This is a genomic window from Microcoleus asticus IPMA8 (assembly GCF_013179805.1).
Classification (GTDB): domain Bacteria; phylum Cyanobacteriota; class Cyanobacteriia; order Cyanobacteriales; family Microcoleaceae; genus Microcoleus; species Microcoleus asticus.
On record NZ_SRRZ01000049.1, the window covers coordinates 35185 to 47870 of the forward strand.

At 42.7% G+C, this 12686-nt stretch carries 20 protein-coding genes and 1 pseudogene; 14 read left to right on the forward strand and 7 right to left on the reverse strand.

The window, feature by feature from the left end; genetic code table 11:
• Positions 1-55: 55 nt before the first annotated feature.
• From E5S67_RS14750 to E5S67_RS14760, 4 genes are all read right to left on the reverse strand, one after another.
• Entirely contained in the window at positions 56-247 is a 192-nt protein-coding gene (locus E5S67_RS14750) for a hypothetical protein (protein WP_172188414.1), read from the reverse strand.
• Complete coding sequence (locus tag E5S67_RS14755; protein WP_172188416.1) at positions 240-608, reverse strand: hypothetical protein; 369 nt, start codon at positions 606-608, stop codon at positions 240-242. Before E5S67_RS14755 ends, E5S67_RS14750 begins: the two co-directional genes overlap by 8 nt.
• A gap of 1 nt (position 609) precedes the next feature.
• Positions 610-861, reverse strand: a complete 252-nt coding sequence (locus E5S67_RS32430) for a hypothetical protein (protein ID WP_216670462.1) — start codon at positions 859-861, stop codon at positions 610-612.
• Between the two features lie 133 nt (positions 862-994).
• A complete protein-coding gene (locus tag E5S67_RS14760) occupies positions 995-1570 on the reverse strand; it encodes a hypothetical protein (RefSeq protein ID WP_172188418.1) in 576 nt (191 codons plus the stop codon).
• Between the two features lie 145 nt (positions 1571-1715).
• On the opposite strand from E5S67_RS14760, the gene E5S67_RS14765 reads away from it, so the two are divergent.
• Both E5S67_RS14765 and E5S67_RS14770 read left to right on the forward strand, forming a co-directional pair.
• The gene (locus E5S67_RS14765) at positions 1716-2630 is read left to right on the forward strand and encodes a hypothetical protein (protein ID WP_172188420.1); all 915 of its coding nucleotides are present in this window, start codon (positions 1716-1718) and stop codon (positions 2628-2630) included.
• A gap of 200 nt (positions 2631-2830) precedes the next feature.
• Complete coding sequence (locus E5S67_RS14770; RefSeq protein ID WP_172188422.1) at positions 2831-3541, forward strand: hypothetical protein; 711 nt, start codon at positions 2831-2833, stop codon at positions 3539-3541.
• A gap of 133 nt (positions 3542-3674) precedes the next feature.
• Here the strand turns inward: E5S67_RS14770 and E5S67_RS14775 are convergent, their stop codons facing one another.
• Positions 3675-4265 (reverse strand): C39 family peptidase, encoded by a 591-nt coding sequence (locus tag E5S67_RS14775; RefSeq protein WP_172188424.1) that lies wholly within the window; start codon positions 4263-4265, stop codon positions 3675-3677.
• Between the two features lie 114 nt (positions 4266-4379).
• Between E5S67_RS14775 and E5S67_RS32435 the strand changes: the two genes are divergently transcribed.
• The 11 genes and pseudogenes from E5S67_RS32435 to E5S67_RS14830 form a co-directional block, all read left to right on the forward strand.
• Positions 4380-4952, forward strand: coding sequence for a hypothetical protein (locus tag E5S67_RS32435; RefSeq protein WP_216670463.1), 573 nt, complete (start codon positions 4380-4382; stop codon positions 4950-4952).
• A 4-nt stretch (positions 4953-4956) separates the two neighbouring features.
• Positions 4957-5331, forward strand: a complete 375-nt coding sequence (locus E5S67_RS14785; protein WP_172188428.1) for a hypothetical protein — start codon at positions 4957-4959, stop codon at positions 5329-5331.
• A gap of 81 nt (positions 5332-5412) precedes the next feature.
• Positions 5413-6165: a hypothetical protein gene (locus E5S67_RS14790; RefSeq protein WP_172188430.1), complete on the forward strand. Its 753-nt coding sequence runs from the start codon at positions 5413-5415 to the stop codon at positions 6163-6165.
• Positions 6162-7373, forward strand: a complete 1212-nt coding sequence (locus tag E5S67_RS14795) for a hypothetical protein (RefSeq protein ID WP_172188432.1) — start codon at positions 6162-6164, stop codon at positions 7371-7373. The genes E5S67_RS14790 and E5S67_RS14795 overlap by 4 nt, the downstream gene beginning before the upstream one ends.
• Positions 7370-7612 (forward strand): hypothetical protein, encoded by a 243-nt coding sequence (locus E5S67_RS14800; protein ID WP_172188434.1) that lies wholly within the window; start codon positions 7370-7372, stop codon positions 7610-7612. The genes E5S67_RS14795 and E5S67_RS14800 overlap by 4 nt, the downstream gene beginning before the upstream one ends.
• A gap of 68 nt (positions 7613-7680) precedes the next feature.
• Positions 7681-7992, forward strand: a complete 312-nt coding sequence (locus tag E5S67_RS14805) for a hypothetical protein (protein WP_172188436.1) — start codon at positions 7681-7683, stop codon at positions 7990-7992.
• Positions 7986-8264, forward strand: coding sequence for a hypothetical protein (locus tag E5S67_RS14810; protein ID WP_172188438.1), 279 nt, complete (start codon positions 7986-7988; stop codon positions 8262-8264). The genes E5S67_RS14805 and E5S67_RS14810 overlap by 7 nt, the downstream gene beginning before the upstream one ends.
• A gap of 13 nt (positions 8265-8277) precedes the next feature.
• Positions 8278-8649, forward strand: a complete 372-nt coding sequence (locus E5S67_RS14815) for a hypothetical protein (RefSeq protein WP_172188440.1) — start codon at positions 8278-8280, stop codon at positions 8647-8649.
• 47 nt (positions 8650-8696) lie between these two features.
• Entirely contained in the window at positions 8697-9095 is a 399-nt protein-coding gene (locus E5S67_RS14820; RefSeq protein ID WP_172188442.1) for a hypothetical protein, read from the forward strand.
• Positions 9096-9156: 61 nt separating this feature from the next.
• Positions 9157-9639: a hypothetical protein gene (locus E5S67_RS14825; RefSeq protein ID WP_172188444.1), complete on the forward strand. Its 483-nt coding sequence runs from the start codon at positions 9157-9159 to the stop codon at positions 9637-9639.
• Between the two features lie 224 nt (positions 9640-9863).
• A pseudogene (locus tag E5S67_RS14830) lies at positions 9864-10226 on the forward strand (magnesium chelatase subunit ChlI family protein); the annotation flags it as partial.
• Between the two features lie 19 nt (positions 10227-10245).
• Here E5S67_RS14830 and E5S67_RS14835 read toward each other — a convergent pair.
• Positions 10246-10467 carry a type II toxin-antitoxin system HicB family antitoxin gene (locus E5S67_RS14835; RefSeq protein ID WP_172188446.1) on the reverse strand — a complete coding sequence of 74 codons (222 nt, stop codon included), beginning with the start codon at positions 10465-10467 and terminating at the stop codon, positions 10246-10248.
• A gap of 58 nt (positions 10468-10525) precedes the next feature.
• On the opposite strand from E5S67_RS14835, the gene E5S67_RS14840 reads away from it, so the two are divergent.
• Positions 10526-11719 carry a DNA cytosine methyltransferase gene (locus tag E5S67_RS14840; RefSeq protein WP_172188448.1) on the forward strand — a complete coding sequence of 398 codons (1194 nt, stop codon included), beginning with the start codon at positions 10526-10528 and terminating at the stop codon, positions 11717-11719.
• Here E5S67_RS14840 and E5S67_RS14845 read toward each other — a convergent pair.
• Positions 11682-12413 carry a restriction endonuclease gene (locus tag E5S67_RS14845; protein ID WP_172188450.1) on the reverse strand — a complete coding sequence of 244 codons (732 nt, stop codon included), beginning with the start codon at positions 12411-12413 and terminating at the stop codon, positions 11682-11684. The genes E5S67_RS14840 and E5S67_RS14845 overlap by 38 nt on opposite strands.
• Positions 12414-12686 lie beyond the last annotated feature (273 nt).

Sequence of the window (12686 nt, forward strand, 5' to 3'; positions counted from 1 at the left end):
GATAGCCGCCCGTGTTAGGCGGCTAAGCCCAGAAATATACTCGAAAACTGACCAACTAACTTCCTTTTGTTTTGGCTGCGAGTGCGATCGCAAAACCGAACAGGGTACTCGCCAATGTGGTCAGATTGACGGGTGCATCGCCATTAGCCCTTAATCCGATAGCTAGCGCCGCAAAGGTAGCGGCAGTAGCGCTACAACACAAAAAGAACATTAAACCTCGAAACACGTAACGATCCATTTCAAGCATCTTCTATAGCTCCCCAGTCGGTACGGTTCGGTATAAATTCTTCTGGATATCCAGCGCGAGGGTGTATAAAACCTTCTCTTTCTAAAATAGCTTTATTGTCTCGGACATCGCATTTTAATGTCCCAACTTGATTTAACAAGTTATCGTGATTTTGTTGTAATTTGCGAATATCGCTTCCGTACTTAGTAACGTTTTTTAGTGTTTCATTATTTGCCTTGTCTGTGTCATTTTTAATTTGACGCTGTAAATCTTTAATTTCTAGCGAATACTTGTATGAAGCAAAAGCGAATCCACCTGCTGCCGCACCGCTCGCTATACCTACAAAAAAACCAATAATTTCTAGTAATTCCTTTGTCGTCACCTTAATTTATATCTCCTACATATTCCCACGCAAATAACGATACATTCCCGCTGTAATTAGCATCAAATATTAAAGTATAGTTGTTAACTATTTGAGGGTAAGTAATTATTTGCAATCGATTTACATAAATTTTGAAAGAGCTATCGAGTTTAGCATCGTTGCCACCTCCCACTACAAGTCCGCTATTTACTTCCCGACTAAGAAAACCGCCCCACCTCCAAGGGTCTATAACAGTGCCTGGAAGTGAAAACAAAATAGCAATAGCGGGGGCTGATAGCAATATTGGACACACTACACGGGTATATTTATTGCTATCAGAAGGGATTGAGTTTAATCCCCAAACTTGATTCCACGAATTTTGATTAAACGTGAAATTCACTTACTACCTACTTAGCTTTAGCTAGTAAAGTTGCCTGTTCAGCAGCAGAAGCAGGTGCATCAACATTAGTAGAAGTTTCTGCTGCTGCCTTTAAGGGAAGCGGGTAAGTTTTACCGCCCTTGATTGTGTACTGAGCATAAATTTCAGTCGCGCTTGGTGCGGTAGAAGTACGCTGAATTTTAGTATCGGGAATATATTCGGCTAATGCCTCTCCGATTTGCGAAACAGTCATGCTGCTAGGGAAAGTAAGCGAAATAGTTCTGTTTGTTTTTTTAGCCTTAGCTCCAGTTTTTAACGTTACCGTTTTAGCTCTTGGGCTTGCGTCTGGTGTGTAGCTAATTTTTCCAGCCGCTACCACAACATCTTTTGCCACTCCCGTAGCGTCAATCACGGATTTTGTATACCCGGCTCTATCCCTGTTTGCTTCTCCAGACGGTACATATTGTTGGGCAACAATATCGAGAAAATCTGCTACACGATTAGTGCAGGTAAAACATCCAATTAAATTCTCTTTTGCTGCATCCGCAGGTTTTTCGCTTGGGTCTTGTCCTTTATAACCAACTAAAAACGCTAACCTAGCCATAAACACTCCTTTCAAATTTATTATTTTGATTGTAGTCAACAAAATTGACATTTTATCTCAAAAAGTTTTATCGAAACCTATAGGGTTAGCACAAGTTTTTTCGTGCTAACTTGTACTTACAAAAATTTTATTTTGATTTAGTCTCATGCCTCAGAAACCTACCGACAAGCGTCTCACTCTCGACGGCGATGAACCGTCCCTACTTTTTGCGATTAACGATTTACTGTCTACGGGTGGTATTGATTTTGACGATTGGTGGAAGGAGTTTTCTAAACCCCCCACAAGTAAAGCTGGAAAAGAAATAGAAATTTGGACTAAACCTAAATTTATTGATGTCACGCCCGTAGGCAAAAGTAATATTGGTAGGTGGATTAAATATTTTCCCGACAAAGAAGACGAAAGCACATTTTACAAGTTGTCAGGCTCTGACCGAGACTTGGTTTATCACATTACGGCAATTGGCTACCAACAAGGCGGTAGCGCCGAGAATGTATCGGGTAAAAATAGTAAACCACAACTTAAGGGTTTTCCATTACTGGAACTTCATTTTATCAGTCCTGAGAAAAAAGCAGGCGTTAAGTGGATACGGTGTGCGGGTTATACCGACGACGAAAAAATAGCTGCACTAAAGCTTGCCAAACTGGTAACACCTGCTGACATTAGAGGTTGGGCTACCAAAATTAAGACTATTTTTGGTGACGCTAAGTATATCTGGAGAAAAGGCGATGAATGCTTGTCGTACACCGGGCAGATAGCCCGATTGCAGGGACTTGAAGGGTATGCCTACGTGCGAAACAAGCAAGACGGCATTGACTTGTTTGCGGCACTGCTTAAAATATTTGACGCCGTACCCGATAAGGACGGCTTTAATAGAAGCGAGAGTACATCTACAACCAAGTACAAAAAACAAACCAAAGAGATTACCGTAGCAGGGCAAAAAGTGATACCAGACGAACGTCGTCCATTAGTCGATTGCGAGTTTGACCACGCGGTACTAAAACTACCTCTGCTGAATAAACCGATCCCGTTAGTCAAGCGAAACGTGATTTTGTATAAATGAGAGTATTTGAGTGTATTTCTGGGCTTAGCCGCCTAACACGGGCGGCTATTTGTAAAAATGAAGGTATTTGCCCGAATTTGCGGCTTGACTTGAAGTGACTTTTGGTGCGATCGTCAAAATAATAGAACACCCGTACGGCGCGTCAACGCTTTCGGGGTGCATTCGCCTCCAGTTGGTTCAGAACTCTTGGCTACTTTATTATGTCACAACAGTCCGCTTGTCATTCCCCCCGATCGCAATTGTTAACGTATTCGTGGGATGCCCCTTTGGCGCTCCGCTGGTATCGGGATGCCGTGTTTGACGGCATTTCCCACAACGTTGCGATTCAAACCCTTAACACCCTTAAATCGGCGCAGTGGTTGCACTACTACCAAGCCCCAGTAATGTTGCCCGAACAGGTGGACGCTTTTTACGGCGTCGAGCCGAAAACTACCGATCGCCTGATACGCAACTTTGAAGGGCAACTCACGGGGGATGGTTTATTTGCTTGCCCGGAAACCTTTATTGAGTATGCTGAACCCGTACTCGGGTTGTGCTGGATAGGTAAACCTCACCTTAATTTTTTATTGCCCCCACGGGCGGTACTCAAGCTGGCTTGTTGGATGCCAGCCACCGATTACACTATTTGGGCCTTGAGTGCAATTGCCATAGCAGCATCTAAAGCTTACGAGCCGCTACCCGAACCCGTGAGAATGACTCAGCACTACCGAATAGTAGAAAAACGAACCGCCCCCAAGGATAAATTGGCAATGCAAGCCGAGGCACAGGATAAAGGGATTTACGCCTATGCCAAGCACTTTGGGGACTTGAAGTCGGGCATAACTTACAAGCGGTTACTCACCCATGCCGAACGGGGCGGACAGTTCCCGCCAACTCGGCAAGAGCTTAATGAGTTGTTGGTTGAGTTTTAAATTGTGCGATCGGTACGCTCAGAAACTAAAAAAGCTAGGTTCACACTATGCACACGGTGTGACTCTAGCTTTCCTCTTGTCTGCATTTCTAAGCTTAGCCGCCTAACACGGGCGGCTATTTGTAAAAATAGACTTACTTGCTCAGGTAGTGAACCCAGAACTGACCGTCGTAAGCACAGGTTTTTTCTATTAGTTCGTAGCTGTAATGCAAGTATTCCCCGCTTAAATCCGTGCGGTAGCCTGTTTTAAACCACTCGCCGTATGGATCATGAACTATAAACCCGGTACTGTCGTACCCTACTCCGACGATGATGTGGCCGGGTTGAGTAAAATAACCGTGCATTATAAAAGGATGCCCACTACTTAAATGCTCTCTACAACGTTGAAACGTACCGTAAGCGGTGAAGTCATCCTTAATGCCGTAATCACGCGCTACTCGCGCTAAGTCTTGGGGGTAATGTTTGTTTAACCCCTTATCAGACATATATTGATATAGTTCGTCTTCAAGCTGAATATTTTTATTTTCTCTATATTTGCCATCAAACGTGTAGACAAGACCTACGTCGTAATACTCCAAACACATAGCCAAGCTCGTAACGTTACAAGTCGAGTAGGGTTCAAACTTGTTATCTAGCTGCATTTTGTAAGGGACAGTTAATCTAACGCTGTCCTTTTTTGATTTTAATTTGTCATTCATATTTTTCCAGAACCAGTGAGTGTGCATCGTTAATTTATTGTAACTTTTGTTAACAATTATTGTAATGTTTCGAGAACAACAAAACTTAAACTAACTGCACAATAAAAAGGTGAACAAGAAACGAACCTTGACAACAAAATAGTGAACCAACAAAAGCGAAAGTACAACAACCAGAGGGTGTACTTTGACCCGCTTAAAGATGTCGCGTATTGGGACGGTGCTTTTGGAACTCGTGAATTTAGGCTCGTTAAGGACTTGAATTTCTCAGTTCTAAAAAGGTGTTACCAATTTGATTCGATGCACGAATACTACTGCTACAGAATCGTTTCACTTAAACTGCCACCTAACTTACAACTTTTGAGACAAGTAAGTTTTTTGGTAGTTCCGAAAAGTGATTTAGGTTCAGCAGTTACTTACCGTGCGGATTTAGTTGTTGTATCCAAGGATGTTATCGAAAAAAGTGTTCGCCATTGGGCTATGCAATCGGAACCTATTCCTTTTGATTTTTTAATAATTGAACCAAAAGGGATACTAACTGATTCTGCACGCCTCAAGCATTTAATGCTGTGTGCATCAAATAAAGTCACGATGCAACAAATACTTTTTGTAGCTAGTAACTACGCATCGTTAAACTTGCCGAGTGAAGTGAAATCATCTCTGTTTTACTTGGCAACAGCACTCGAAGAAAAACTTGAGTTAATTTTTGGAGAATAAACAAGTGGAAGTTGAAACTACCCCGTGGTACGAAACGAGAAGCCTCATCTCACCTCAAATCGAGATGCTTCAGGAAGACGGAATGATTCAGTACAAGAAATCGTTCCTAAAAAGTGAAAGCCCTAAGTCGGCAACACTTAAGCCGAGGTTTATTCACTACAACGTGAATTATGTCAAGTATTGTTTACTGAAAGAGTTTTACCAGCTTTTGTTTGACGGGGTTAGACAGGACGTTTTTAAAGAAGACGAACCAAATCAGCTAATTTATCTAATTGGCGATGCCATAACCGAATTTACTCAATACTGCCGAGAGCAGTCCTTAGAGGAAAATCCGCAGGAACTGTTTCGCACATTTTGCAAGATTCACCTCTTGATTTAAGCCCTTTTCCACAAGTAGCCGCCTAACACGGGCGGCTAAGCTCAGAAATACACTTGAAAACACCCACTTACCACCAAAATTATGACCGTAAATTTCTACGAAGGCAAAGACAACAAACCTCACCGTCTATTTGTTGTATCGGATCGAGTGACTATGCACGATCGGATTGTTTTTACCGAGGCGTGTTTCGCCGTAGATGACAAATGCGTAAGCTTCTACGGGGTTCTATCCTTTCAATGTGTCGGAGTAGAAAGCTCAAAGGATAAAGCTTGGAAAGTTGACGGTCAAAAAGTTCTCTTGAGCTTTTACAAAGATAAGAAGCCTACTTGGAATAACGAAACGAAAAAGTTTGAGGACAAAGAAGTAGATGCTAGTGAAAGCTACCTTTACGGCTTTGCCAAAGATGTTTTGAAGAACGTTGACGGCAATTGTGCTTCGGTAGTTATCGCGCCGTATGTAGCACCTCAGTTTTTAGAGGACATGAAAGTTCCACAGGAAGAAGCGGTAATAGCTTACTGGGAAGGAAAAGTTAAAAACACAATTGTTGCCGTCAAAACGGATTTCAAACTGTTAACTGACAGTGATAAGGAATTGCTAAAAACTACCTCTTTAAGTTCCACGGGCGGAAAAACCTACCAAAAACCTGAAAGCGAAAGCGAGAAATTAGAGGCAAGGTGGGAGTTCTTAAAGCATCACTTAGGTAAAAATTACCCTATCAGTTCGCTGTACGAATTGGGTGCTTTACTCGCACATTCACATACCGACGACGAAGGCGCTAACGAACAGCAAGCACTAGCTAAGACACTTGAACTGATTGCGAGAATGTGGAAATGACCAACAAAGATTTGCCGCTCGAAATTCAGCAAGCCTTACAAAACCCCGCAGAAGAAGGACAAGAGATAACTGGAAGTGACGAGTTAGATATAGGTAAGTACGCGAGGCTTAAAAGATTGAAGCAGGATGACAGCGATAAACGCTTGATTGAAGGTGAATCAATTGGCAAAAAAATTGAAAACCTTTTTCGGTTAACTGTCGCAATTCCTAACCCTGAAATTGCTTATCCCTTACTTGCAGCTTATGCCTCTATTCCTAGTGTTCTGTGCGATGTTCTCCCCATACTTGAATTGAGAGGCGAGCCGGGTTCCGGGAAAAGCGAGTGCATTAAAATTCTCTCTCGCGTAACGGGTAGCATCCTTAATGCACGTTCTACCGCTGCCAGCATCAAAAACGACATCAACGCAATTCGATGGGTAGATCCGTCTACTTTCTCAATTGAGAAAAACTGTTTCTACCTACTAGATAACGCTGACAGCGAGTTTTTTGAGGAAAGAGACGTACTCACCGCACTTTTGAACGGATACGACAGATACACGGACAAACAGAGTATCAGCAACGGGAAAGGTCAAAACATACCTTTTTACGTGTTTTGCCCAAAAGTGTTTACTACCGTGTGGCGAATTGGCAGTAGCGAGATAAAAAGACGGCTTATCACCGTCAAATTTAAGTTTGGACTCGACTTAAGCGGTTTAGTTAACCCCGACACTTTAGCCATTAACTCTCTCAAAAAGGAGCTTAATAATTTTTGGAGCAATCTTGCTAACTGGGATTTGTACAGTGAGTTTCAGGGAAAAGTAAAGGGTAATTTTCCTTCTAGTTACTCATTGCAGCAGTGGAAGCTTGTATCGGATGTAATAGCTTCTGGTTTGTCTACGGGCGTCTGGGATTCCTTAAGCGAAGCTTTAACTTTTTTTGAAGCTTATTTTGAGTTTCGAGAAAAGTCAAAGGAAGGAATTTACGAAACTATCCTAGTTGACACCTTAGCTGAGTTGTCGGGAATTCCGCACAAAGAATGGGCATTAAGCCCCCCATCTATTTTGGTTGAAGTAGACCCCAAAAGTTTAAAAGCAAGGATGGATTCTCACACAGAATCGGGACTGATACCAAAAGTTAAACCCGATCAGCTTCAGATGGACGTGAGGGCTTTAGGTTGGGGAGTGATACCTAAAGGAGGAAAGTACATTTACAAGTTTGTCAGAAAATGAAAACTAAAAAGTTGGATTTTACTTGGATAGAAGAGGTAGAGAACTTAGTTAAAAGTCCTAAGTTCTGCGAGACTATTTCAGCTTGCCAAGGGTTGCTCGAAGAAATTAACAGCTTGATACCGACATCACACATGAAGTTCCTCAAACTAAATCTGAGTTTGGCAGTTGACTTACTTGAAGTCTGCCGAAAGCAAATATTTAGGTTGGTACAGTTGCGCCGACGTGACTGGTTCGTTTAAGTCCTTTTTAACAAATAGCCGCCTAACACGGGCGGCTAAGCCAAGAAATACACTCAAAGGCAGGCAATATGAACAGTATTCACGAATATTACGACAGCATGGCTGACATCTCAGTCACGACAAGAGAGGCAATTGAAAGCCTCGAACTAGCCAGAAAAAATGTACAAGAAGCTTTGCGTACAATCAACGGTTTTAAAAAACACGGTGACATGACAATTTCTTTCGTTTCAAATGTCACCACAAATGACGTACACCGCAATCTGCTATTTCTCGAATTGTTGTTAAACCAAACCTTTGGTGTGACTAACACACTTACCTTTCAAGAGTTACTAGAGCTAACTAGCTATGAACTAAAGGAAGAGGATTTTCAACAATGGTAAAAAACGAGATTCACGCTCGATTGTCACCTCACTTGATGGAAGCACTTAAACGTATTTGCGTTGAAAAAAAGTGCAATTTATCAGATGTGGTTCGCGCTGCGCTTGTACTGTACGTTGATGCGCGTGAATGTCAAGACCTTTTTGAACGCCACAAACTTTTAAAAAGTGAAAATAGCTTAGAGATTGGTTTGATTGGCACATCTTTAGAAACAACGCGGGCAACGCCCGACTTACTTGACGAGCTTGAATCCGAAAACGTTATTGACTGGTAAAAGGAGTGATACTATGACTGACCAAGATTTAATTCAACAATTGCAAACAGCTATGTCCCTTTTGGTTGATATCAGCCGAGAATTGAGTCAACGGCAAATTAAAGCACCCGTTTCGACTGACGGTAAGTTGGCAAAAACACCTTCAGCAAAGAACGATCCGCTTGAATTTTACGCAAGTCACTGCACGTTCAAAGCAAGGGCTGAGATTACTGCTGGGGAACTTTTTCTAATTTACAAACAATGGTGCAATGACGGCGGTTCATTGTCACGAGGTAGAAGACCGTTTTTAGATGCGATAGCTCAACTAGGTGTGACTGACAATATACAGGGAGTAGTTCGAGACAAGAGCTACACGTTCAAGAATCTTGCTGTTAAAGCAAAGTAAACCAACGTTCGAAATGACCTTGAACTAGCTCTTTCACCTTAAAGCAGATGCAAAAACTACCTACCTTTGACAGTGCCAAGCACGAATTTACTTATTTTGCAGTTATTGCGATGAAAAGCGCGATGGCTGTTGAAGCGCTCGAAAACCGCTTGAATATCATTTCAGAAGCTATCAACGAACTAATCGATAGAGACTCAACTGTTGACTTGGAAGCCTTTAAAGCGAGTTTCTTAACTCAATTAACAGAACTACTTGACCAAAACAGTGAACCTGAGGATTTCGTTAACAGCCCACAAACAGACGCAACAGATTCAGGAGACAGACTGCGGTTACTCGAACTTCAGTACGAACTGATAGCCCAGAGAGTTGCAAAAATTGAAGCAGCACTCGGTCACGAGAAAGTTGAAGAAGGAAAACTAACCAATATCTTTGACCTGATGATTTAAGTCCTTTTTTACAAATAGCCGCCTAACACGGGCGGCTAAGCCAGGAAATATACTTGAAAACATGAAAATAAACCCTAAAAGTTTAAATAATCTAAAACCCGGTGCAAATAAAAAAGATGCGGTGCGCGTAACGCTAACCCTTAAACCAGAGACGGTTAAGCTTCTAAAAATGACCGGGAATATGAGTCAGGCAGTAGATAAGTTCATCGAACTGGTTAAACAGGGGTGCGTACAGCACGACGGGATGCTTAACCCGCTCCCTCCCCGGTCAGAACCCGAAAAGTTAGAATCACAAGATACACATAGCGAGAATGAAGCGATCGCACCCCCGTGCCGGGGAAAAAAGCCACCTTACTGGACAGAGGTACTCACACGAAGGGAGATGATAGACCGTCTCTTCAGTGCTTACAAACTTGACAACACGCCCTGTGGCGCTGCCATCAAAGATTGTTACGGTAGGTTGTGGTACAAAGAGGCAATCGGCAAGCATAACGAGAGTTTGCGCCCACTGGGTTCACGTGCGGATACTGTATGGTGTCGCTAAAAAATGTTAGGTTGTAGTTCTATTGGTTTATCGAAGTTCTCGCTCGTCTCTTTACTAGGGATAGCGGGAGCTTTTTTATTTGTGGATGTAGGCTAGAAACTATCTAGAAATCTGTCACGGCTAACGTAAGCTAACTCAGCGTCTGAAACGACGTAAATACGTTAGTAAACTAGAAACAGTCTAGAAACTAGAGTAAGAGTGGCTGAAACTATTGATTTATCGTTATTAAGGTTAATCGTTTGAAACCCGAGGAAATTACGCGACAGCCGACGGGGGAGGAGTCGGAACCGGTGCGGGTGAGGGTGCAGCGGGCGCGAGAGCTCGCTACTCGCCGTTTTCAGTCGGAATCTAGTTTGCGCTGTAACGCGGAAATGCAAAGCAGTCACATTAACACATGGTGTCAGTTGGATGAGGCTTCTCGGAATTTATTGGAGATGGCGATTCGGAAGTTGGGGCTGTCGGCGAGGGCTAGCGATCGAATTTTGAAGGTTGCTAGAACTATTGCTGATTTGTCGGGGGATGAAAGCTTGAAAACGAATCATGTGGGGGAGGCGGTGCAGTATCGGACGATCGATCGGATGCAGTAAGGCCGATGTGCGATGTTTTTCAAGTGGTAAGTTGATATATTGCAGGTCGATATTTTGGTTCGGGAATGGGTTTTCCCGCAGCTTTTGCAGCTTCCAGCCATGCTGTTTTAGCAATCTGTACTTCCTGCAAAGCTGATTCTGGGGTTTCGCCAAAAGCGGAACAGTATTTTAAATCAGGAATATCGGCAATGTAGCCTTCATCTTGGTTGCTGTAAAAAATATTGATGTCATAGTCTTTCATGGTTCATCTCGTTCAGTACAGTACAATACAATAGATATGATGCCGTAAAAAATATAAAATGGAAGCAATACAACTGTCTTTATTCTCAAAGGAGGAAGAGACAATTCCTGCTAAAAAGCAGAAGAAAGCAAAATTAGGGCGTTACGAACGCATCCAACGCGAACTAGAAGCAAATGACTGCGATCCGTACAAGATATTCATTGATGTTGAATCTCAGTCACTACCAAAATCAGACTATACATTTGTCGATCTTTTTTGCGGTGCGGGCGGCATGACCCAAGGTTTATTGCAAGCTGGTTTTCGACCAGTAGCAAGTGTTGAAATTAATCCCATCGCCTCGGCAACTCATACAAAAAACTTTCCCGATTGCCATCACTTGTGCGACGATATAAAAAACTTAAATCCCCAAAAGTTGCTCGCTGAAATTGGTTCGCCAGAAGTTCATGTTGTTGTAGGCGGGCCGCCGTGTCAAGGCTTCTCAGTTGCAGGAAAACGCGACCCCAACGACCCTCGAAATCGCCTCTTTAGAGAGTTTGTCCGCGTAGTCTCAGAAATACGTCCTTGGTATGTTGTCATGGAAAACGTACCCGGAATATTGACTATGCAAAAAGGAGCTGTTAAGCAAGCCATTTGCGAAGCTTTTCATGAAATTGGCTATCCCCATATGTCCGTTGCTGTTCTGGAATCAGCAACCTATGGAATCCCGCAAATCCGGCCGCGAGCCATTTTTATTGCCAATAGATTCGGGATGCCAAACCCCTATCCGAAGCCGCAATTTTTGCCCGAACAATACAAAGCGATTGAGTCAGCAATTGATGATTTACCAGAGTATACTCCCATCCCAGAAATCAACCACGAATGGACTCGTCATTCTGTTGAGTACATGGAAAGACTTGCTAAAGTTCCACCAGGCGGTTCTTTGTATGAAAGCTACGCCGATGCTTTCAAGCGACAGTATCCGGGAAAACCGAGTATGACTGTTAAAGAAAATCACGGTGGCACTCATATTCATCCTTATCTCAATCGCGTTATTTCAGCTCGTGAAATGGCTAGATTGCAAACTTTCCCGGATTCATTTATTTTTGAAGGTTCTATGAAAAAGGCAATGTGGCAAATTGGAAATGCCGTGCCGCCCCGCTTAGCAGAGTGTATCGGCTTTGCACTTATTCCATATTTGACTGATATTGCACTTAACAAGCCTAGCTTAGTTACTCTTAAACCTCCCGAACAGATTCAGCTAGTTTTTGATTGAGAGCATTTCGCCAAGTTTCAAAATCATACCAGCCGCATCCTGTGCAGCCTTCCTCAGCTTCAGCGCCGCGCTGATGTATGGAAGGCCAGTCTTCGCCTCTTTTATACCAAAACTTGATTCCGAAAGGTGTACCTCTTTTCCCTGTTTTGATGCAGCGTTCGCAACTTCGAGATTTTAGAAGATTGTGATTGCCTGAAGCATCTTTTTTGAGCAACTGAAACTTTGCCTTGATTTCAGATTCGCTCATAGATGCCAGGTGTGGTGGCTCATTATCTCCCCAACGCTCCATTGGGAATCTATGGTCAATTACTAACTCATGAGCTGCTCGTTTTCTCTGTTCGATTACATCTGTATAAAAGTAAACTTCGAGAATTCTTTTTACCAGAGAAGCGGGTATGTTAGCAGCAGAATTTGCTGATTTAATTTCTCCTGTCCACAAATCGCCCAAACGTGTTGCCTGACAAGTTTGACAGTATCTCTTTTCTGTTACAATAACCAGACCGGGGCGCTTCCTTGTTCCGCGCTGCAATCCCTGAATTCCGCCACCGCCAGCATATTGAGCTGATGCTATCTGTTTTCCTTCGCACTCCCGACAGTGCCATTGTTGGTCGGATAAAAGATTTAAAACTCTGAATTGGGTTGAGTCTTGTTTTAATTGAGCTTTAATTGTGCTTGCTAAATCTTGATTGCTCACTCTATATTTTCCGCTTCTATTTCTAGATTGTCGAGAAGATTGGACACTGTGATGCCTAAGCCACTAGCTAGACTTGTAAGTGCAGTGATAGAGGGATTTCTTACTCCGCGTTCGACTCCAGATATAGCAATCCTAAATCATTATCAAGACTATGATACAATTATATGCAATACTCGATCGTGAATAAAAAATGAATAACTTACAACTGCAACAAAAAGATAGAGAAAAAGAAATAGCCCAATTAGAATCTTTCATTAAAAGCGATATCGATGC